The organism is Streptomyces sp. NPDC058371 (genome assembly GCF_042723265.1).
GTDB lineage: Bacteria > Actinomycetota > Actinomycetes > Streptomycetales > Streptomycetaceae > Streptomyces.
The window spans coordinates 524,011-543,600 of sequence record NZ_JBHXJC010000004.1 but is presented as its reverse complement, the minus strand read 5'-3'; the positions used below and the strand labels follow the sequence as shown (position 1 = coordinate 543,600).

General features: G+C 70.7%; 18 protein-coding genes. 6 read left to right on the top strand and 12 right to left on the bottom strand.

Annotation, left to right across the window (positions count from 1 at the left end):
* Nucleotides 1-25: 25 nt before the first annotated feature.
* The 6 genes from ACFWM2_RS17195 to ACFWM2_RS17170 form a co-directional block, all read right to left on the bottom strand.
* The gene (locus ACFWM2_RS17195; protein ID WP_383279678.1) at nt 26-1,465 is read right to left on the bottom strand and encodes an MFS transporter; all 1,440 of its coding nucleotides are present in this window, start codon (nt 1,463-1,465) and stop codon (nt 26-28) included.
* On the bottom strand, nt 1,462-2,127 hold the full coding sequence (locus ACFWM2_RS17190; protein WP_383279675.1) for an HAD family hydrolase: 666 nt from the start codon (nt 2,125-2,127) through the stop codon (nt 1,462-1,464). The genes ACFWM2_RS17195 and ACFWM2_RS17190 overlap by 4 nt, the downstream gene beginning before the upstream one ends.
* Entirely contained in the window at nt 2,124-2,615 is a 492-nt protein-coding gene (locus tag ACFWM2_RS17185; protein ID WP_383279672.1) for an NUDIX hydrolase, read from the bottom strand. Before ACFWM2_RS17185 ends, ACFWM2_RS17190 begins: the two co-directional genes overlap by 4 nt.
* Nucleotides 2,612-3,877: an FAD-dependent oxidoreductase gene (locus tag ACFWM2_RS17180; RefSeq protein ID WP_383279669.1), complete on the bottom strand. Its 1,266-nt coding sequence runs from the start codon at nt 3,875-3,877 to the stop codon at nt 2,612-2,614. The genes ACFWM2_RS17185 and ACFWM2_RS17180 overlap by 4 nt, the downstream gene beginning before the upstream one ends.
* 129 nt (nt 3,878-4,006) lie before the next feature.
* Nucleotides 4,007-4,549, bottom strand: coding sequence for a hypoxanthine phosphoribosyltransferase (gene hpt, locus ACFWM2_RS17175; RefSeq protein ID WP_383279666.1), 543 nt, complete (start codon nt 4,547-4,549; stop codon nt 4,007-4,009).
* A gap of 143 nt (nt 4,550-4,692) precedes the next feature.
* Nucleotides 4,693-6,000, bottom strand: a complete 1,308-nt coding sequence (locus ACFWM2_RS17170; protein ID WP_383279663.1) for an acetyl-CoA carboxylase biotin carboxylase subunit family protein — start codon at nt 5,998-6,000, stop codon at nt 4,693-4,695.
* 74 nt (nt 6,001-6,074) lie between these two features.
* On the opposite strand from ACFWM2_RS17170, the gene ACFWM2_RS17165 reads away from it, so the two are divergent.
* Nucleotides 6,075-7,280, top strand: a complete 1,206-nt coding sequence (locus tag ACFWM2_RS17165; protein ID WP_383279660.1) for a GNAT family N-acetyltransferase — start codon at nt 6,075-6,077, stop codon at nt 7,278-7,280.
* 4 nt (nt 7,281-7,284) lie between these two features.
* A complete protein-coding gene (locus ACFWM2_RS17160; protein WP_383279657.1) occupies nt 7,285-8,517 on the top strand; it encodes an MFS transporter in 1,233 nt (410 codons plus the stop codon).
* A gap of 55 nt (nt 8,518-8,572) precedes the next feature.
* Here the strand turns inward: ACFWM2_RS17160 and ACFWM2_RS17155 are convergent, their stop codons facing one another.
* From ACFWM2_RS17155 to ACFWM2_RS17135, 5 genes are all read right to left on the bottom strand, one after another.
* Complete coding sequence (locus ACFWM2_RS17155; RefSeq protein ID WP_383279654.1) at nt 8,573-9,793, bottom strand: cytochrome P450; 1,221 nt, start codon at nt 9,791-9,793, stop codon at nt 8,573-8,575.
* A 147-nt stretch (nt 9,794-9,940) separates the two neighbouring features.
* A complete protein-coding gene (locus tag ACFWM2_RS17150) occupies nt 9,941-10,189 on the bottom strand; it encodes a hypothetical protein (RefSeq protein ID WP_383279652.1) in 249 nt (82 codons plus the stop codon).
* A complete protein-coding gene (locus tag ACFWM2_RS17145) occupies nt 10,147-12,003 on the bottom strand; it encodes a carbamoyltransferase (protein WP_383279649.1) in 1,857 nt (618 codons plus the stop codon). Before ACFWM2_RS17145 ends, ACFWM2_RS17150 begins: the two co-directional genes overlap by 43 nt.
* Before the next feature lie 13 nt (nt 12,004-12,016).
* Nucleotides 12,017-12,154 carry a hypothetical protein gene (locus ACFWM2_RS17140; protein ID WP_383279646.1) on the bottom strand — a complete coding sequence of 46 codons (138 nt, stop codon included), beginning with the start codon at nt 12,152-12,154 and terminating at the stop codon, nt 12,017-12,019.
* On the bottom strand, nt 12,151-13,092 hold the full coding sequence (locus tag ACFWM2_RS17135) for an SGNH/GDSL hydrolase family protein (RefSeq protein ID WP_383279643.1): 942 nt from the start codon (nt 13,090-13,092) through the stop codon (nt 12,151-12,153). The genes ACFWM2_RS17140 and ACFWM2_RS17135 overlap by 4 nt, the downstream gene beginning before the upstream one ends.
* 700 nt (nt 13,093-13,792) lie before the next feature.
* Between ACFWM2_RS17135 and ACFWM2_RS17130 the strand changes: the two genes are divergently transcribed.
* The 4 genes from ACFWM2_RS17130 to ACFWM2_RS17115 are packed head-to-tail and all read left to right on the top strand — an operon-like array spanning nt 13,793 to nt 17,885.
* Entirely contained in the window at nt 13,793-14,812 is a 1,020-nt protein-coding gene (locus ACFWM2_RS17130) for a radical SAM/SPASM domain-containing protein (protein WP_383279640.1), read from the top strand.
* Between the two features lies 1 nt (nt 14,813).
* The gene (gene glmS / locus ACFWM2_RS17125; RefSeq protein ID WP_383279637.1) at nt 14,814-15,269 is read left to right on the top strand and encodes a methylaspartate mutase subunit S; all 456 of its coding nucleotides are present in this window, start codon (nt 14,814-14,816) and stop codon (nt 15,267-15,269) included.
* Entirely contained in the window at nt 15,253-16,659 is a 1,407-nt protein-coding gene (locus ACFWM2_RS17120) for a hypothetical protein (protein ID WP_383279634.1), read from the top strand. The genes glmS and ACFWM2_RS17120 overlap by 17 nt, the downstream gene beginning before the upstream one ends.
* Entirely contained in the window at nt 16,656-17,885 is a 1,230-nt protein-coding gene (locus tag ACFWM2_RS17115) for a glutamate mutase L (protein WP_383279631.1), read from the top strand. The genes ACFWM2_RS17120 and ACFWM2_RS17115 overlap by 4 nt, the downstream gene beginning before the upstream one ends.
* Before the next feature lies 1 nt (nt 17,886).
* Here the strand turns inward: ACFWM2_RS17115 and ACFWM2_RS17110 are convergent, their stop codons facing one another.
* Nucleotides 17,887-19,482, bottom strand: a complete 1,596-nt coding sequence (locus ACFWM2_RS17110) for an AMP-binding protein (protein WP_383279628.1) — start codon at nt 19,480-19,482, stop codon at nt 17,887-17,889.
* Between the last annotated feature and the right edge of the window lie 108 nt (nt 19,483-19,590).

Here is a 19,590-nt window from a genome sequence, read left to right as displayed (position 1 = left end):
GGTTTGATGGGACCCTTCCGTCACGTCAGTCGCGTTTGGTGCCGCTCAGCGAATCGGCGGTGACACCGCTCGCGGCGTACTGCTCTTTGCCACGCCGGGGAAGGAGCAGCGCGACGCAGCCGCAGAGCGCCGCCGCGGCGAATCCGAAGCAGCCCCACAGGCTGTACGGGCCGCCCCACAGGCCGCCCGGAGCGCTGCTCTGGATCGCGGTCACCGCCGCGACACCCAGTGCCCCGCCGGCCTGCTGGCAGGTGACCAGAGCGCCTGACGCCGTTCCTTGGTGGTGCATGTCGGCGGCGGCACTGGCCAGCATGGTGGCCGCGGGGTACGCGACCGCGATGCCGGCTCCCACCAGCAGCGCCGCGGGCAGCAGATGGGCCACATAGCTGCCCTGCTCGACCGTGGTGTAGAGCAGCTGCCCCACCGTGATGACCGCGAGCCCGGTGAGCAGCAGCAGCGTCGTCGGACGGCGGTTGGCCAGCCGGGCGGCCGGGGTGGACAGGAGGCCGACCGCGATCCCCTGGGGCAGGAACGCCAGGCCTGCGACCAGTGCCGAGTGGCCCTGTCGCTCCTGCAGATCCGTGGCGACGAGGAACATGGCCCCCGTGATGCCGGCGAACGCACCGCCCAGCGCGAGGCATGCCGCCGCCATGCGGCGATCGGACATGAGGCTCAGCGGCAGCAGCGGCACCCGCGCCCTGGACTGGGCCACCAGGAACGCCAGCGTCGCGACGAGGCCGGCACCTGCGACCGCCGTGGCCTCGATGGTGGAACCTGTGCCGACCCTGCCGACCCCGTACACCACGGCTATCAGCCCACCCGTGATCAGCAGCGCGGGCAGCCAGGGAATCGAGCCCCGCTGCTGTCCGGCGTCGGGTTCGGGATCGAGGACACGCGGCGCCACGGCCAGCACGAGTGCGGCGAGGGGGACGTAGAGGAAGAACGCCCCCCGCCACCCGAATCCTTGGGTGAGCAGGCCTCCGATGACGACACCGAGCGAGAACCCGGCTGCTCCCATGGCGCTGAAGACGCCAAGTGCCCTGTTGCGGGGCGCTCCTTCGGGGAACCCCGTGACGATCAGCGCCACGGCGGCGGGCGCGGTGACAGCCGCCCCAACGCCCTGCACGGCGCGTGCCACGATGAGCGGCAGCGCCGCCTGGGCCAGCGTGGCGCCCAACGAGCCGACGCCGAACACCGTGACGCCGACCAGGAACATCTGCCGGCGCCCCCACCGGTCGGCGAACTTCCCGCCGATGAGGAGGAGCCCCGCGTAGGTCATGAGGAACGCGCCCGCGACCAGCTGCAGTTGGTCGGGGCGGAGCTCCAGGTTGCTCTGGATGCCGGCCAACTGCACGTTGATGCTCGACAGGCTCATGCCCTCGAAGAGCACGGCGCTGCACAGGACCAGGAGTTTCGTCCATGCGCGCCGGTCGAACAGGAAGACGCCCACCTGGGGGGAACTCATGACGGCCGCTGCTCCTTCTGTTGGGGGAAACGCGTCGCATCGGCCACGATGCGGTAGGCCTCGCACAGGTCGTCGCCGTCGTAGTGGTAGCGGGCGATCTCGCGAACCGCGGGGGCAGCGTTGACCGCCACGGTGTCCTGCAGCGCGCGGAAGAGGGGGATGTCCGATCCGGAATCCCCGTACGCTACACACGATCCCCGGTCGAGCCCCCAGGACGTGCGGATGCGGTCCATGATGTCGACCTTGTCCGCCGGCGTCAGGATCCCGGCGGGGTCGGGCGCGGTGCGCAACGGCAGCGTCGGGAAGCGGGAGGCGGCCACCGCGTCGACGCCGAATGCCACCAGCCGCTCGGCGAAGAAGTCGGGCGACATCGTGACGACGACCGAGTGTTCCCCCCGCCGCCGGATGTCCGACATGACCTCCGCCAGCCCTCTCATCCAGGGAGCCTCCGTGAAGGCCCGGGCCACCAGGTCCGGGGACAGCCCTCGCCAGAGCCGGCCCAGTGCGGCGGCGAAGCCGCGGGTGTCCAGCCGGCCGTCCGCGAAGGCCGCCTCCAGCTCGAGCAGTTCGGGCACGCAGCCCGCCGTTCTGGCGATCTCCAGACTCGCGGTGGTGCCCCGCAGCAGCGTCCCGTCCATGTCGAACAGGTGCAGCCGCGTCATCGCTCCACGCTCAGCGCCGACCCGCTTACGGCCCCCGGATACAACTCCCATCCCGCGGGGGCCTGCTCACCCCGCCACGCGGCGAGCAGCGCGGCGCTCGCCGGAAAGAGGGGCTGCGGCAGCTCGGCCGCCGGGGCCCAGGTCCATCGGTCGAAGACGTCCGGTTCCGTCACAGCCGCCACGGGGGCATCCGCTCGTGTGCGCGCCAGCACGCCGACGGTCAGATGCGTGCGGGCCCCGGCGGTGTTCAGTGCGTACGCGAACACCCGCACGTCCGCCACCTCGTGGATGCCGCTCTCCTCGGCGATCTCCCGCACGGCGGCCGCCTCGAAGTTCTCGCCCGGCTCCAGATGACCGCCGGGCAGGCACCACGAGGCCGGCTCGCCCCTCTTGACGCGGTGGCCGATCAGGACGCGGCCGTCCGGCCGCAGCAACACCGCGCCGACGCCGATGACAGGGGGCCGACGCGGTGCCGGGTGTGTCGTCACCTCTGCGCCTCCAGTGCCCGCAGCGCCGAGTCCGCCGCGTAGTGACCGCTGATCATCGCTGCCACTATGCCGCGGAACAGCCCACCCGCGTCACCCGCCACCCAGGCGGGGGCATCGAGCAGCCGCAGGTCCCCGTCCACCTTCGGGTACCAGCCGACTCCTTCGAGGGTGGGCCCCACCAACCGGGTGTCACTGTCCCTGACAGCGGGATAGGCGGCGGCGAGACGGGTCAGGCCGCGCGTCATGATCTCGCGGAGCTCACCGCCGTAGACCCGGTCGAAGGTCTCGACCGCTGTCGGTTCACCCGCGACCAGGTCCTGCATGGACACGGTGAAGAAGGACTCCTCGTCCGCCATCGCGGCGAGCGCCGGAGCCATGGCCCGGGCAGCCACCGACTCGTCCATGATGCGCGTGTTGAAGCCCACGTTGGAGCGCCCGGTGGGCGGGCAGTCGGAGCGTCCCGACACGGTCCACAGGCCCTGCGTCTCGGTGAGCGCCGCCTCTCCCTGACGGCAGGCACAGAACGTACGCCACTCCACGCTGCCGTCCTGCTCGCGGAAGCGGAGCTTGGGGTCGAGCTGCTTCATGTCCTTGAAGAAGGCCTTGTCCGCCGGCTGCTCGATCCGGAACCCCACCTCCAGGCGCTTGAAGGAGCGTTCCTCGGTGAGCGAGCGCAGTCCGAGCGGGCCGAACCGTCCGCTGGCCACGATCAGCCGGCCGACCGTCAGCTCGGACGTCTGGCCCTTGGCGTCGCACAGCGTCAGCCGGAACGTGTCCGAACCCTCGTCGTGGACGGCCTTGGTGACCTCGGTCTGCGTGATGACGGTGGCCTCGGCCGCCGCGACCATGTCGGCGGTCAGCCGCAGGCGGGCCTCCAGGGGGAGGTAGTCGGAGGGGTACTCCTTGAGGATCCACTCCCCGGCGCCCACGGTGTACGCGCGCGGATCCGCCGGGAACGGCGGGGTGTCCAGGCCGTAGGAACCGAGCAGCTCACAGGTCCAGGTGTACGCGGCCTGGAGGTCGTCCGGGCGCGGCAGCGTCCACAGTTCGCTGGCCGAGGGGAAGAACGAGAACTTTCCGTCCGAGAAAAGTCCCGCGCCGCCGTGGCCACGCGTCATGTCGACGGCGGCATGGCGGTCGCGCTCGCCGACGGGTTTTCCACTGTCGATGAGCGCGATCTTGTACGGCGCTCCGGCCAGCCGCTGGGCGGCGGCGAGTCCGGCAGGGCCGGCACCAATGATGGCAAGGTCGAAAGTGTCCACGGTTCTCCAAAGGGCAAGGCCGATCGCCCCGCGCGTCGAGCACGGGGACAGGGCGACGCGAGCAGGGTGAGGAGCGGCGGGAACGGCCGCGCGAAGATGAAAGGAAGGGAAGAGGAAGAGCGGGGAGCGTCAGGCGGGTGCGGGAAGGTTCACCGCGTGGATCTCATTGAGATTCCGGTGCCGCTCCGCGTAGTCGATGCCGTATCCGGCGACCCAGTGCTCGGTGATGTCGAAGCCCACGTAGCGGGGTTCCACCGGCTTGGCGACCGCGCGTGGTTTGCGCAGGAGCACACAACAGTGCAGCGAGGCGGGCGACTGCTCCCTGAACTGCGCCATGAGCCAGGAAAGAGTGGTCCCGGTGTCCAGGATGTCCTCGAGGACGAGGACATCGCGACCGGTCAGGTCCTCGCCGATGTCCTTCAGCATCCGGGGGGTGCCGAGTGCGCTGCCCTTGCCGTAGGTGGAGACGGCCACCCAGTCCATGACGATCGGCAGATCGATCGCCCGGGCCAGGTCGACGGTGAAGGCGGCCGCACCCTTGAGGACACCGATGACCACGAGTTCCCGGCCACGGTAGTCACGGGTGATCTCGGCGCCGAGTTGCTGAACACGCGCGCTGATCTGCTCACTTGTGAACATCACCCGCGACAACTCCGCGTGTGTGGTCTGCATCCCCATCGTCTCCCCCGGTCCGACGATCACCCGGAGAGGACAACAGGGCAGGTTGGTCACGGACCCCGTTGTCGCTCCGAGTTGACAAGCACAACGGACCGTCAATTTACACGAGTTCATTGACGACTTGTTGAAATTTTCGATCAACTGCGTGTGAAATCAAGCCCACTGTCGACCGGCTCCATCTCGAAAATCTCCGTCGCCAGCTCGGCCGCCACGTCGAGGTGGGCCGAGCGCGGCACCGACTCGGGCGCGGCACCGGGCCAGAAGCACTCCACGTACCCCTCCCGGTGGAGGTAGTTGGCCTGCTGACCGCTGGAGACCGCCCCCGGGGTGGCGAAGACCTCGTAGGAGCGCACCGCTGCGTCGACCGTGCGGGCGGGCCGGATCCGGGCGATACGGCCGGCCGGCGCCTTGAGGACGGCGAGGGCGGCCAGACCGACCGGCCGGACCTGCGGCAGCGGGCCGTCCAGGCGATCCAGGTAGGAGCGGATGTGCAGCTCGTACGGGGAGAACCCCAGCGCCCGCTCCACCAGGTCCAGGATGCCGTCGCCGGCGGTCCGGGCGCCGACCTCCATGATCTGGGGAGGCTGGTCCCCTTCGAGGCGAAGCTCCACGTGGGCCACCCCGCGATCGAGACCGATCGCCGTGCAGGCGCGCTCCGCGAGGTCGATGACGTCGGCGCGTTCGGAGTGGACGCTGGGCACGCGGTGGCCTATCTCCGCGAAGTAGGGCCTGGGGCCGTGCGACTTGTCGGTCACGGCCAGCACCTGGGGACGCTCGCCGTGGGTGAGCACCTCGACGGAGACCTCTTCGGAGAGCGAACAGAACTCCTCGACCTGGATGCCCTCGTTCTTCACCGTGAACGTGGCGGCATTGGCCGTGATGATGCCGCGCACGGTGGCGTAGGCATCGGGGATGTCCGCCTCGTCCGTGATGAGCCGGACGCCGAGGCTGCCGCCGAACGCCGCGGGCTTGATGACGCAGGGCAGCCCCAGCTCGGCGACGGCCGCACGGACGGATTCGAGGCCGTCCACCGTGATGTAGCGCGGTGTGGCCACGCCGGCGGCCAGCAGGCGGTCCTTCATCCGGTTCTTGTTGATGGACGAGTCCTCGATGGCCTGACGGCTGAGGAACGGCAACCCGTAGTGGTCGGCGATCGCCCGGCCGGGCAGCAGTCCCGGATCGAAGAACGGCACGACTCCGGCGGGGGTCATCCCCGTCTCCTTCTCGAAATCGACCACCGCCTTCAGCGAGGCTTCGGGGTCGCTGAAGTCACCCAGGAGAACGTGGTCGAAGAACTTCGCGGCGCGTGCGTCATGGGAGCGCGCGATCGTGACGACGGGGCCGTCGAACACGCGCAAAGCGGCGACAACCGCCCTCTCGCGCAGAGCCATTGTCGCCCCGAACACAAGCAGGTACTGGTTTTCTCTGGCAGCAGATGATCCCATGAACGTTAGAGTAGGGCAGCGTCTGACGCCCTCAGCGAAGGTCCATCGAACCCGACCGCGGGAGTTAACTGGCAATGGGGGCCGACTACTTCGCCGACCCACTGGGCGGCCTGACCGACGAGGAGTGGGACGAGGCGGCCGAGGGCCACTTCTACTCGTCGGCCTTCTGGCTTCGCCTGGTGGCCTTGGAACCCGGAGCGACCTCCGGCGGTGCCCACGTACAGCTGTCGGCCGGCGGCCGCGCGGCGGTCCCCATCGCGGCGACGGAACCGGACGGCATGTCCAACCCGCACCTGCGCTGGCACGACCTGCTCGCCGAGAGAGGGCTGCCGAGTCCCGCCCCCGGTGGAGTCCTGGTGTCTCAGCGCCGGGGTTATCTGGCGCATCTGCTGACCTCGTCCGGAGCGGACCGGGCCGAGGCGGCCGCCGCTCTGCTGGACACGGTACGTTCGCTGCCCGACCCCCAGGGCCCGTCCGGGGCCCCGTCGGGCTCGGCCCGCGTCGCCATGTACCTCACCACGGACGACGTCCTGGCCCTACGGGCGGCGGGAGTCCGGGCGCTGCCGGTCGCCCTGACCGCTGACGCCTCGCTGGAGATCCCGCCGGGCGGCTGGGAGCAGTGGCTGGAGACCATGGGGTCCGGCCATCGGCGACAGCGGGTGCGCAGCGAGGTCCGCAAGTTCGAGCAGGCCGGGTACCGGGTCGAGCACCGCGTGCTGCGCGACTGCTACGCCGATGTGGGCCGGCTCGCGGCCAGGACCGAGCAGCGATACGGCATCGCAGGCAGCGCGGACGCCTACATCGAGGCGTTTCGCAAGCATGCCGAACTCGCCGGGGACCGGGCCGAGGTGCTGCTGTGCTCCCTGGACGGCGAACCGGCCGTGGGCTGCTGCCTCTACGTCCGTGACGGGGACACGGTCTATCTGCGTGCCGTCGGCTTCGAGTACGAGCAACTCCGCGGAGCCGCCGAGTACTTCAATCTCGCCTACTACATTCCCGCCCGGATGCCCGGAGTGCGCCGGCTGCACGCCGGTATCGCCACCCCGGGCGGAAAGGCCCTGCGCGGAGCCGACTTGAAGCCCTTGTGGCTGCTCGACCTGACACCCGACAGCCCGCTCGAAGCGCACGATGCCGAGATCCGGGCGCACAACGCGGCGTTCGCTCAGCGCCTCACGGACGATTCTCCCGCCGTGGCCAAGGCGTTGAGCTCCGAGGAGTGGCAGGCCCTCTGCGCAAAGGGCGATTGGCCGGCCCCCGGATCCGCCGTGCGGCAGGCCTGAGGGGATGGACGCCACCGAGACCCAGGGCCCCCCGCGCAAGCGGTTCGGCCCCCTTGCCCAGCGCAACTTCCGCCGCTTCTACGCCGGTCACAGCATCTCGCTCCTCGGTACCGGTATGGAACGGATCGCAGTGGCGTTCGCCGTGCTGGACAGCGGCGGTTCCGCTTCCGACCTGGGACTGGTCATCGCCGGCGGAGTCACCGCCAACGTGCTGTGCCTGCTGGCGGGCGGAGTCGTGGCCGACCGGTTCGGCCGGCGCGGGGTGATGCTGGTCAGCGACACGCTCCGGTTCGTGTCCGAGGCCGCCTTCGCCGCGCTGGTGCTGACGGGCCACGCGCCGGTGTGGGCGATGCTGCTCCTGCACGCCCTGCAGAACGTCGGCACCGGCTTCTTCACCCCGGCGATGGCCGGGCTCACCCCCGACATCGTCCCCGCGGCGGAACTGCAGCGGGCCAACGTGCTGCTCGGCCTCGCCAAGGACATCGGTGTCGTGGCGGGCCCCGCGCTCGCCGGATTCCTGATCGTGACGACCAGCCCCGGAACGGTGCTCGCCCTGGACGCCGGCACCTACCTGGTCAGTGCGATCGCGGTGGCGCTGGTGAAAATCCCCCCCTACGCCAAGCGCACCGCCCGAACGCCGCTGGCCGACCTGCGCGAGGGCTTCACCGAGTGGCGCCGGCAGACCTGGATCTGGCTCACCAGCGTCACCTTCGCCCTGTTCAACGCGCTGTTGTACGCGCCTTTCCTGGTGCTCGGCCCGATCGTCGCGAAGCAGGACCTGGGCGGCAGTGACGACTGGGGGATCGTCCTGGCCGTCCTGGGGATCGGTTCCATCGTCGCGGCCCCGGTGCTGATGCGATGGAGGCCCAAGCGGCCGGTCGTCGTGATCGTCCTGGCCCAGGCCGCCTGGGCGCTCCCCATCGCGTGCCTCGCGCTGCCGACCCGGTTGCCCTTCACGGTGGCGGCCGTGTTCGTCGGGGGCGCGGCCCTGGCCGTCTTCAACGCGATCTGGACCACCCTCCTCCAGCGCAAGGTGTCCAGCGAGCTGATCGCGCGGGTGTCGTCCTTCGACGCGGTGTGCTCCTACTCCCTCTCCCCCATCGGGCTGGTGGCGGCGGCCGCGGTGGCCGATGCCGTGGGCGGGGCCGGGACCGTGCTCTGGGCGGCCGCGCTGTGGCAGGTGCTGAGCACGGTGGTGCTGCTCTCCCTGCCTGCCGTCCGCAAGGTCACCCTCTGACCGTCCGCTCCCCCTGCCCGGCGGCCCCGCGTCGGCCGGCGGGCAGGGAACGCGGTCACCGCAGGCGCACGGGCAGGCTCTCCAGGCCTCGCATGAGGGTGCTGGGCCGCCACGTCAGCTCTTCCGGCTCTCGCGCGAGCGCCAGTCGCGGGAACCGGTCCAGCAGGCTGCCGAGCGCTATCTCGCCCTCCATCCTGGCCAGCGGAGCCCCCACGCAGTAGTGGATCCCGTAGCCGAAGGCGAGGTGGCCCGTCGGATCACGCGTGATGTCCATCCGGTCGGGCTCGGGGAACTTCGCCCCGTCCCGGTTGGCCGACGCCAGGGAGATCATGACGAACTCCCCCTCCGGCACCAGCACGTCCCCCAGCTGCAGAGGCTTCGTGGTGTAGCGGTACGTCGCGATGTTGAGAGGCCCCTCGTGCCGCAGGATCTCTTCGATCGCACCGGGCAGGAGCTTGCGATCGGCGCGCAGGGCGGCCAGTTGGTCGGGGTTGCGCAGCAGCAGCCGCACGCTGTTGCCGATCAGGTTGACCGTGGTCTCGTGCCCCGCGACCAGCAGCAGGAAGGCCATGGCACGCAACTCGGCGTCCGTCAGGGCGACATCCCCCTCGCGGGCGTTCACCAGCGCGGTCAGCAGGTCGTCCCCGGGGGCGTCCCGCTTCGACTCCACCAGCCTCGTCAGGTAGTCCACCATCCGCTTCGCGGCGTCGGCCATGTCCTCGTGCCGTGCCGCCGAGGTCATGGTGACGGAGGTGTCCCGGAATTCGTCCTTGTCGGTGTCGGGGACGCCGAGCAACTCGCAGATGACCGTGGTGGGCAGCGGAAACGCGTAGCTGGACAGCAGATCGACCTCGTCGTGCCCGGCCATCGCGTCCAGCAACTCGTCGGCGGCCTGCTGGACCCGGGCGCGCAGCCGTTCCAGCCGGCGCACCGTGAACGCCTTGTTCACCAGCGCCCGCAGCCGGGTGTGGTCCGGCGGATCGGTGTTGAGCATGTGCCCGGCCAGGGCCAACTCGGCCTTGAAGGACTGCGGCTGGTCGGAGGTCGAATGCCGCTCCAGCAAGGGCACGGCGCGCAGGATGTCCTTGCTCACCACCGGGCTGGCCAGCACGGTGCGCACGTCGTCGTAACGCGTCACCAGCCATACCTTGATGCCGCGCGGCAGGATGACCTCCCGTACCGGCTGCTCCGCCCTCAGATACGCGTAGAGCCTGTGCGGATTCTGCAGGAAATCGTCGTCCAGCGTTATCGGCGTTGAGAGTTGAATTTCGGTCAAGGTCCCCTCCAGCTGTCGAATTCCGCGCATCGTAAGCAGGTGTGATCAGGTGCGATCAGGTGCGGGACGGTCGGCCCCGCCGGTCTTGATCACGGTCGGCAGGGGACCCGCCCCCACCCCGCCGGCCGTTTCGCGCGGGCCCGTACGTTACGGACCGCGGCCCGGATCTCCGGCCCCCGCGCGGTCCGGTGGCGCCGGGGCGGCGGGGAGCCAGTAGGTCGCCGCCGCCGGATCCGGGCGGCGGGCGAGCGGATCGCGGAACAGGCGGAGCACGCCGCCCACGGGCGCCACCAGCACGAAGTAGAGCAGGGCGAGCAGGGCCCGCCCGACGCGCCCCGGGCCGGACGGGGCGTTCAGTCGGCCGGGATCTCCTGGCGCCAGTCCTCGTCGTGCCATGGCGGTTGGTCCTCCTTGAGCAGCAGATGGCGGCCGATCACCAGGGCGTCCATACCGGTGCGCATGAAACACGCGTACGCCTGTCGCGGGGTGGCGACGATCGGCTCACCGCGGACGTTGAACGAGGTGTTGACCAGTACCGGGCAGCCGGTCGCGGCCTTGAAGGCGGTGAGCAGCCGGTGGAACTCGGGGTTGTCCCGCTGGGACACGGTCTGCACCCGGGCGGAGTGGTCGACGTGGGTCACCGCGGGGATGGCCGAGCGGGGGATCCGCCGTGAGTCCAGCCCGTGTCCGGTGCCCTCGGGGAGCTCGACGTGGTGTCCGGCCGCGATCCGGGCGACCAGCAGCATGTACGGGCTGGGCTGCGTGAGGTCGAACCAGTCCTTGGCGTCCTCGGCCGGCACAGCGGGGGCGAAGGGGCGGAAGGACTCCCGGAACTTGATCTTGAGGTTGAGGGTGGTCTGCATGTCGGGGTACCGGGGGTCGGCCAGGATCGAGCGGGCGCCCAGGGCCCGGGGCCCGAACTCCATGCGGCCCTGGAACCAGCCCACGACCCGTCCCCGGGCCAGCAGTTCGGCCACCCGATGCGGCAGGTCCGGCCGCTCCAGCCGCTCGTACGGGAGTCCTTCCCCGTCCAGGAAGCCGGCCACCGTGTCGTCGTCGTAGCAGGGGCCGAGCAGCGCTCCCGCCATGGCGTCGCGGCCGGTGCCCAGGTGCGGGCGGGACGGCCCGCCGCGCCGGGCGGACACGACGAGGGCGGCGCCCAGCGCACCGCCCGCGTCCCCGGCGGCCGGCTGCACCCACATCTCGTCGGTGACACCGGATTCGGCGATCCTGCCGTTCGCGACGCAGTTCAGCGCGACGCCCCCGGCCAGGCACAGCCTCTTCTCACCGGTGCGCTCCAGCGCGGTGCGGGCCATCGCGAGCAGCGCCTGCTCGGTGACCTGCTGCACCGATGCGGCAAGGTCGCACTCGCGGTCGGTCAGGTCGGACTCGGGCATCCGGCGTGGGCCCGCGCCGATCAGCCGTTCGAACGCGGCCCCGGTCATCACCTGCCCGTGCAGGTACTCGAAGTAGCGCAGGTCGAGCCGGAACGAGCCGTCGGCCCTGAGGTCGATCAGGTGGGTGCGGATCAGGTCCGCGTACCGGGGGACGCCGTAGGGCGCGAGCCCCATCAGCTTGTACTCGCCCGAGTCCACCTTGAACCCGCAGAAGTACGTGAACGCCGAGTACAGCAGCCCCAGGGAGTGCGGGAAGCGGATCTCGGCGACCGGCCGCAGCCGCTCACCCTGCCCGTGCCAGATGCTGGTGGTGGCCCACTCCCCCACCCCGTCGACGCACAGCACGGCGGCGTGCTCGAACGGGCCGGCCAGGAAGGCCGAGCCGGCGTGCGACTCGTGGTGGCGCACCACCTCGACCGGCGGGACGGGGCCCGCGCCCGGCACGGCCAGGCGTCGCCGTACGGTGCTCGCGGCCCGCGCCTTCCAGGTGAGCCACTCCGGCAGCGTCCGGGAGAAGACGGCCGCGCCCGCCGGGGCGGTGCCCAGCCAGGTGGCCAGCACCCGGCGGAACTTGAGCCGGGGATCCTCGTAGTAGGCGATCGCGTCGAGTTCCCCGGCGGTGAGTCCGCCCTCCCGCAGGCAGTACTCGATCGCCTCCGCGGGGAAGGACGCGTCGTGCCGTCGGCGACTGAAACGTTCCTGCTGCGCCGCCGCCAGCACCCGCCCGTCGCGGACCAGGGCCGCGGCGCTGTCGTGGAAGAACGCGGAGACTCCCAGCACGGTCCGGCCGGGCGCCGTCACGGATGTGTTCACCGGTGCGTCCCCTTCAGAACAGTGGGTAGATCGTCGGGTCGTCCGGCTGCTTGGGCAGCTTGCTGCGCCGCCAGAACAGCAGCGCCGCCAGCCAGCGCCGCCGACGCGTCGGACGGGGTGCGGGGCGAGGGCCGGTGCCGGGCGCGCTCATCGCAGCTCCAGCTCTTCGGCCAGGATCCGGGCCACCAGGTCGTACCCCGCGTCGGTCATGTGCACCCGGTCGGCGAACAGCCAGTCCTGCGGGGTCGCCCGGCTGGCGAGCAGCTGGTTCGTGTCCAGGAACGGCACACCGAGCTCCTGGCACCGCTTGTCCAGCGCGGCGGCGTAGTCGCGGCCCACGTCCATGGCCACGATGTCGGCGTGCACCCCGCGGAAGTTAGACGCCTTGTCCAGCTCGGCGAAGAGCTTCTTCTCCTGCTCGGCCGGTTCGTCCCGCACCCAGGAGGCCAGCGGCTGGAGGGCGAACACCAGCCTGGCCCCCATCGCGGTGGCGAGTGCCTGCCAGGTGCGCAGGTGGGCCGCGGTGCGGTCGGCGGCGCGCTGCACCCGCTCGGCGGGGCCGGGCACCGCGGCGTCGGCGGCGGGCGCCTCGCCCATGTAGTGCGCACCGTGGACGCCCTGCTGCTCCTCGGGCAGCCGGCTCACCACCAGGTTGTTCACCCCCGAGTACAGCACGATCTCCGAGACCGGGGGCAGCATGTGATGGAACAGGGTGAGGAGCAGCAACTCCTGGGCGGAGTTGAATGCCTGGCCCCCGAAGGTGAACCACGGCTCGGCCGGTGCGTATGTGCTCCACAGCCGGGAGGCGACGGTGGCCGCGTCCGTGCTCGCCCCGACTCCGAACACCGAGGAGCTGCCCGCGAGCAACCGGACGGGCCCGTCGCCCTGGTGGGTGCCCGGGGAGGTGCGCCGGTCACCGGAGACGGTGAAGCGGAACCCCAACCGGTCGGTATGGAAAGCCTCGTTGGACTCGTCTGGCTTCTGGAACCAGAGCAGATACGGCTGTTCCGGTACCGGGAAGTAGTAGTGCTGCATGTGCGGGAGGAGCTGATTTCGGTACGACAGGAGCCGGTTTCGTACGAGCCGCATAGGCGTGCTCCCTTCTGTGGATGGCGATCGACAGGCCGGCCGCGCGGCACGCCTGCGGCCCGGCACGCCGGTCCGCGGCGACCGCGCGGCGCTCACGTCGGGCCACGGGCGCACGGTCCGGCAGCACTGAGCGGGCTCCGTCACTGCCGGACGAGCTCGGGAGCCGCGACGGGAGTGGGAGGACGCGCGACGTGGTCCGCGTCGGACGGCAAGGCGATCGTGCGGGCCGTCATGGCCACGGATCTTCGCACAGTGCAGTGCGCAGAAAAAGGCCCACCCTGCTTTTGGGGGAGAACGGGTGAAGTCCGCGTGTTTGGTCCTGTTTCGCGGCCGCCTGTCGCGGCGCCCCATCCGCTCCAACAGGCTCCGGACCGGCCCCCCTTGACGGATGGTCGGGACGGCCCGCACGCCTGTCGACATCCCGTGCTCCCGCCCGGACCGCAACCACACCCATCAGGCGGGGAGTTGGCCTGCCGAGCGGCTACGAATGCCACGCGGGACGCCGGGGGGTTATAGCAGACCGGGTCCGTTCTTACTCTCAACTTCCTTCATTTTTCCGTATGTTGACCGATTCCACTCTTTGGACGAGTCCTTGTGACGCGCCGTCCCATATCCCTATGCTCGGTTCGTACGTGATCGCACGCATGTACCAGTCGAACCGACACATGGGGGAACCACTTTGTCTTTCAAGTCACTTGAGATGAGCAAAACCGGTTTCGGCAAGCTGCGCGCCATCGAGATAGGCGTCACCTCGCGCTGCAACTTCCGCTGTTCGTACTGTGGCGCCTATGACCTTCAGGAGCGCCGGATCCTCTCTCTCGACGAGGTCAAACAGACGGTGGAGACGCTGCCCGACCTGGAGCGCGTCAAGCTGTCGGGCGGTGAGGTACTGCTCGAGTTCGACCTCTGCGAGAGCATCATCGCCTACTGCTCCGAAAAGGGCATTCACACCCAGGTCAACTCCAACGGGACGCTGCTGACGGACGAGAAGTTCGCCCGTCTAGAGGCTGCGGGTCTGGGCGTACTGCACTTCTCTCTCAACCACACCGACGCCGCGAGCCACTCGGCGTTCTACAAGGTCACCGAGAAGATGTTCCCGAAGATCGTCAAGGCGATCAGCCGTGGGGTGGCCTCCTCCTCCATCGACACCGTCGTCGAGACCATCCTGTTCGACGAGACGCAGGCGCGGATGGCCGACGTGCACCGGTTCGCGGCGGACCTGGGGGTGCGCAAGCACGAGATCCAGATGGAGATTCCGGGGGTCCACCAGGGCTACGAGAACACCCTCTCCCCCGAGGCCATCTGCGACACGATCGCGACCCTGATCGAGGCCCGCAGCCCGCAGACCTCGATCTTCTTCAGCTGCCTGTCCGCCTACTTCCGTCCGGGCACCGAAGCCTGGAAGCGCCTGCAGCCGCTGCTGCGGGACCCCGGTGTCGTCTACGCCAGCTGCATCGAGGGCAAGGCCCAGCTGCACCTGCACTCGAACGGTGACGTGCTGATCTGCGAGCTCGGCGCCCCCGAGGTGATCGGCAACGTCTTCGACACCAACCTCCTGAGCATCTACGAGGAGAGCCCCAAGCTGCAGGAATTCGTGCAGAGCAAGCACGAGGAGGACACGTTCTCCTGCTTCCGGCACTTCGACGTCCAGGGCAAGAAGAGCGACACGTCGGTCACGCTCCTTCCCATGCCCACCCTGGCGAGCCGTCCCCAGTCGTGAGGTGAGCAACGGGTCCGCCGAGGAATTCCGGGGGCAGACACCTGCGGGTGTCGCCCTCGGAGTGATCGGGCACGACATCCACGTCGTCGCCAACCGTGTTCTGGCCCACGGCCTGGCCGAGAACGGGTTCCGTGTGTTCAACATCGGGACGAACACCAGGATCGAGGACTTCGTCGACGCGACCCTGGAGACGGGCAGCCGTGCCGTACTCGTCTCGTCGATCAACGGCGAGGGCGAGACGGCGTGCGTGGACATCGGCCGGATCTTCGCCGAGCACGGACTTGCCGACGTCCTGCTGTACGCCGGCGGGAACCTCGTCGTGGGGGACCGGCCGGCAGAGGAGGTCCATCGGATCTTCGCCGGGTACGGATTCCATCGGGTCTTCCACCGTCCCCCGGACTTCCACGGCGTCTTCCACGCACTGCGACAGGACTTGAACCATGGCAACGCCCACTAGGGAAGCGCAGGTGGACGGCCTCGACCGGGAGCGCTCCGCCCTGTTGCGGCTCAATGGCGAGATCCGGCTGGGCACGGACACGGCGCGCGACTACCTGGCTTCCCTGCCGGCGAGCAGGTTCGCGTCGCACGCTCACCGCCGCGCGCACCGCCGGCCCTATCTCCAGCCGCGCGGGGGCTTCCCGACCCTGGAGCAGCAGCGGAAACTGACCTGGGCCTTCCACGAGGCCGAGGCCGACTTCATCCCGCTGACCATCGACAGCCACACCCGGCACAACGACTACGCGGCGGCGGCCCGCCACCTGAAGACCGGCATCGCCACCGGCCGCGACCTCCTCAACGGCTTCCCGTTGATCGCCCACGGGCACCTGGCCACGCGCGAACTGTTCCGGGACGTGGACCGGCCGGTCAGCTTGCGCCACGGCACGCCGGACGCCCGGCTGCTGGTGGAGACTGCGCTGGCCGCGGGGATCAGCGAGATCGAGGGCGGCGGCCTGTGCTACACGCTGCCGTACTCGCGTGACTTCCCGCTGGACCAGGCGCTCCTGCACTGGCAGTACGTCGACCGGCTCTGCGCAGTGAGCGGACCGGCCGGACTCCCGCTGCACCGCGAGTCCTTCGGCCCCCTCACGGCGACCCTGGTGCCGCCGATGATGGTCGCCGCGGTGCAACTGTGCGAGCTGCTGCTCGCCGCCGAGCAGGGGGTCACCTCCTTCTCCGTCGCCTTCGGGCACACCGGCAGCCTGGAGCAGGACCTCGCCCTGGCGCGGGTGCTGCGCGAACGGGCCGATGCCGTCCTGGCCCGGTTCGGCTTCGAGGACGTACACGTCAGCCTGGTCTACCACCAGTGGATGGGCGCCTTCCCCGCCGAACCCTCGCTCGCCTGGCAGCTGATCGCGGTGTGCTCCACCGCGGCGTCCCTGCTGGGCGCCGACAAAGTGGTGGTCAAGACGCCCGAGGAGGCACTGGGCGTCCCGACGGTGGAGGCCAACAGTGCCGCGGTCCGGGCCGTGCGCTATGTCCTGGACATGTTCCCCGAGGGGCGTGGGGTGACCAACTCGACGGTCGACGAGGAGGCCGCCCTCATCGGCGACGAGGTGGACCGGCTGCTGGAGCGGATCTTTGACGATCCGGCACCGAGCTTCCTCCAGTCGGTGTTCCGCGCCGTCCTGGCCGGCACCATCGACATCCCCTTCGCCCCTCACCAGCAGAACGCCTCGCGGCTGGTGACCGAACGCGGCGCGGGCCGGCGGATCAGGATCCTGGACCCCGGGTCGGTGCCCGTCTCGGCAGCCGATCTGCGCCGGGAGCGGGCGCTTGCCGGAGCGGGCGGCGCGCAGGAGGGCCCCCTGTGGGAACGCCTGCTGCGTGACCTGCACGTCCTGGCATGAGCGGGCAGACCCTGACGGCAGCGGCGCCCGTCTGGCTGATGGACGTCGGCAGCACCGTGATCAAGCTGCTGCGCACCGGCCCGTCCGGCGTGACGGGACCACCCGTCCGCGAGACGCGGCAGCGGGGCGTCGCCCCCGGCGACCAGGCCGCGCGCCTGCTGGCCCGGTCCGGCTTCGCACCCTCCGCCGGTGCGCTGCGCGCCTGCAGTTCGGCCGGCTCCGGCCCCACAGTGGGCGTCGTCGGCCTGACCGGGCGCTACAGCATCGCGGCCGCGGTCCGGGCCACCGTGACCGCGGGCGCCGACGTCTCCTACACCCGCACGCTCCACACCCCCGTGGAGGCACCGCTGCCGTTGGTCGACGTCCTGGTGATGGTGGGAGGGGTGGACGGCACCGACCACGGCCGTCTCGAGCGCGCCGTCCGCGCGATGCGCCTCTCGGAGCACCCCCACCGCATCCTGGTGTGGGCCGGTGCCCACGACGCCGCCGCGGCCGCCGCGCTGCGCCCGCACCACCGCGCGGGGAACGTCATCGACGGCCAACTGCGCGCGGACTGCGGGCCGCTGGCCCAGACGCTGCGCCACATCCACCTGGCCGACATCGTGGACCGGCAGGGGCTGCGGGCGCTGTCGGAACTTCTCGGCGCCCCGGTGCCGGCCACCCCCGACGCGGTGGGCGACGCGACCCGGGAGCTGGCCGCAGAGCGCGGCGGGACGGCTCCGGTCCTCGTCGTGGACGTCGGCGGTTCGACGACCGACGTCCACCGCTGCGCGGCGGCCGGCCCGTCGGCTCCCGGCCCGGGCTGGGGCGAGAGCCAGGTGTTCAGCGGTCTCGGGGTGGCCGGCGCGCGCCGCTCGCTGCTCGCCCGGCTCACGGACACCCCGGTCCTCGACGAGTTCGTCGGTGCGGTCGCGCCCGCGGACCGCCGCACCCGGTACCTGCGCCTGAGGGAAGGGGACAGCACGGCGCTACCGCCGCAGGACGCCGCCCTCGCCTGCCTCTTCCTGGCCCTGCGCCAGCTCCCCGAGGAGCACCGCGCGAGCCTGCCGTGCGACACCCGGCTCCTGGTCACCGGAGGCGCCGTGGCGGGCCTGGCCCCGGGGCGCCTGAGCGCTGTGGCAGAGGCGGCCTGCGGCGCCGGGCCGTTCACCCATCCGCCCGCCGTGGACACCACGCCCGGGCTGTGGGCGCGCGGACTGCTGGCCCGACGCCCCGCACCCGCCTGACTCAGTGGTCGTCGCCCGGCCCGCCCGCCCGGCCGGCCGCTTCCACGGCGAGCTCCTGCCGGTCGATCTTTCCTCCGTTGCCGGTGGCGGGGAAGCCGTCGCGCCGCCACAGGTACCGCGGCACCATGTGGGAGGGCAGCTTGTCCCGGAGGAAGCGCCGCAAGGCGTCCTCGTCGACCGGTTCGGCGCTCGTGGAGGAGTAGAACAGCGCTATGTCCTCGCCGATCTCGATGTTGCGCACGCCGACGGCCGCGCACATCTCGACCGCCGGGAATCCCACCGCGACCTCCTCGACCTCGGTCGGGCTGACCCGGTAGCCGGACGTCTTGATCATGGTGTCGCGGCGCCCGACGAAGTAGAGGTATCCCTCCTCGTCGCGGGTGACGATGTCTCCGCTGAAGACGACCCGCTCACCGGGGAACCGAGGCAGCTCCCGAAACCGGACGGCGGTCGCCTCCGGCGCGTTCCAGTACCCCTTGCTCACGCAGCCGCCCCGGTGGACGAGTTCGCCCCGCTCCCCCGGGCCCACTTCGCGCAGCTCCTCGTCGAGCACGAGGATCTCCACGTCCGGTATCGCCCGGCCGATCGAGTGGGGCCGGGTGGCGAGCTGGTCCGGTTCCAGATACGTCGAACGGAACGCCTCGGTGAGCCCGTACATGAGGAAGACCTCGGCCGCCGGGAACGTGGCCGCCAGGTCGTCGAGCATCCGCCGGGACACCGCTCCGCCGGACGTCGACACACAGCGCACCGCGGACAGGTCGTACGAGGGGCGCCGACGCAGCAGCCGCGGGTCGAACAGCCGCGTGATGATCACCGGCATGACGGGCAGCACCGTGATCCGCTGCTCGTGCAGGAAGCGGAAGGCGTCCGCGGGGAAGACGAGTTCGTGCAGGCACAGACAGGCACCGGTGAGAAGGGCCTGCCACAACTGGTTCAGCCCGTAGTCGAAATCGAGCGAGAGCAGGCTGCCGATCCGGTCGTCGGGGCGGACCCCGAGGTACTGCGCCGTGATCCGCGCGCCGTCCGTGATGTTGGCGTGGGTGACCATGATCCCCTTGGGGCGCCCGGTGGATCCCGAGGAGTAGATGATCGCGGCGACGTCGGGGCCGATCGACGCCCCGGTACGGTTCTCGCGCTCCGCGCCCTCCTGGCGTTCGCGCCCGCGCAGCCTGGGCAGGATCAGCTCCGGATCGACCGCGGCCTCCTGGCCGTACAGCAAGGGGAGTTCGGGCACCGCGCCGGTGACCTCGCGGGCGCGGACCTCGTCCGTGATCATCAGGCGCATGCCCGAGTCCCGGACGATGTGCGCGACTCCCTCGCGCTTCAGCCGGGGCAGGACGGGCACCAGGACCGCGTCCGCCAGGAGGACCCCGAGTACGGCGAGGGCCTGGTCGGCGCTCTTCGCCATGCAGACGCCCACCCGGTCGCCGCGCCGCACCCCGGCCCGGCGCAGCGCCGCGGCAGTCTCCATGGCCGCCTCGCGCAGTTCCCCGAAGGTGAGTGACCGGTCGTGGCTCTGCACCGCGGGGCGCGAACCGTGCTGCTGTGCCGCCGTGTCGACGAGCGCCGCGACAGTGGAAACGGTGAAGATCGTCATTCCGCGGATCCTAATGACCCCTTGCCGGCCCGTCGCCGCCTTGCCCGAAATCTCCGGCGTTGCCTGCCTCACGCCCGACAAGTCTTGCTGCGGCCCGCGCCCGGCTGA

Bases quoted from the DNA above. Each gene is read 5' to 3' on its own strand.
- ACFWM2_RS17110 (WP_383279628.1), bottom strand. From the start codon at position 19,482: ATGACGATCTTCACCGTTTCCACTGTCGCGGCGCTCGTCGACACGGCG.
- ACFWM2_RS17140 (WP_383279646.1), bottom strand. From the start codon at position 12,154: ATGAGCGCGCCCGGCACCGGCCCTCGCCCCGCACCCCGTCCGACGCGT.
- ACFWM2_RS17120 (WP_383279634.1), top strand. From the start codon at position 15,253: ATGGCAACGCCCACTAGGGAAGCGCAGGTGGACGGCCTCGACCGGGAG.
- ACFWM2_RS17170 (WP_383279663.1), bottom strand. From the start codon at position 6,000: ATGGGATCATCTGCTGCCAGAGAAAACCAGTACCTGCTTGTGTTCGGG.
- ACFWM2_RS17135 (WP_383279643.1), bottom strand. From the start codon at position 13,092: ATGCGGCTCGTACGAAACCGGCTCCTGTCGTACCGAAATCAGCTCCTC.
- ACFWM2_RS17115 (WP_383279631.1), top strand. From the start codon at position 16,656: ATGAGCGGGCAGACCCTGACGGCAGCGGCGCCCGTCTGGCTGATGGAC.
- ACFWM2_RS17160 (WP_383279657.1), top strand. From the start codon at position 7,285: ATGGACGCCACCGAGACCCAGGGCCCCCCGCGCAAGCGGTTCGGCCCC.
- ACFWM2_RS17130 (WP_383279640.1), top strand. From the start codon at position 13,793: ATGAGCAAAACCGGTTTCGGCAAGCTGCGCGCCATCGAGATAGGCGTC.
- ACFWM2_RS17190 (WP_383279675.1), bottom strand. From the start codon at position 2,127: ATGACGCGGCTGCACCTGTTCGACATGGACGGGACGCTGCTGCGGGGC.
- ACFWM2_RS17195 (WP_383279678.1), bottom strand. From the start codon at position 1,465: ATGAGTTCCCCCCAGGTGGGCGTCTTCCTGTTCGACCGGCGCGCATGG.
- ACFWM2_RS17165 (WP_383279660.1), top strand. From the start codon at position 6,075: ATGGGGGCCGACTACTTCGCCGACCCACTGGGCGGCCTGACCGACGAG.
- hpt (WP_383279666.1), bottom strand. From the start codon at position 4,549: ATGCAGACCACACACGCGGAGTTGTCGCGGGTGATGTTCACAAGTGAG.
- ACFWM2_RS17150 (WP_383279652.1), bottom strand. From the start codon at position 10,189: ATGGCACGACGAGGACTGGCGCCAGGAGATCCCGGCCGACTGAACGCC.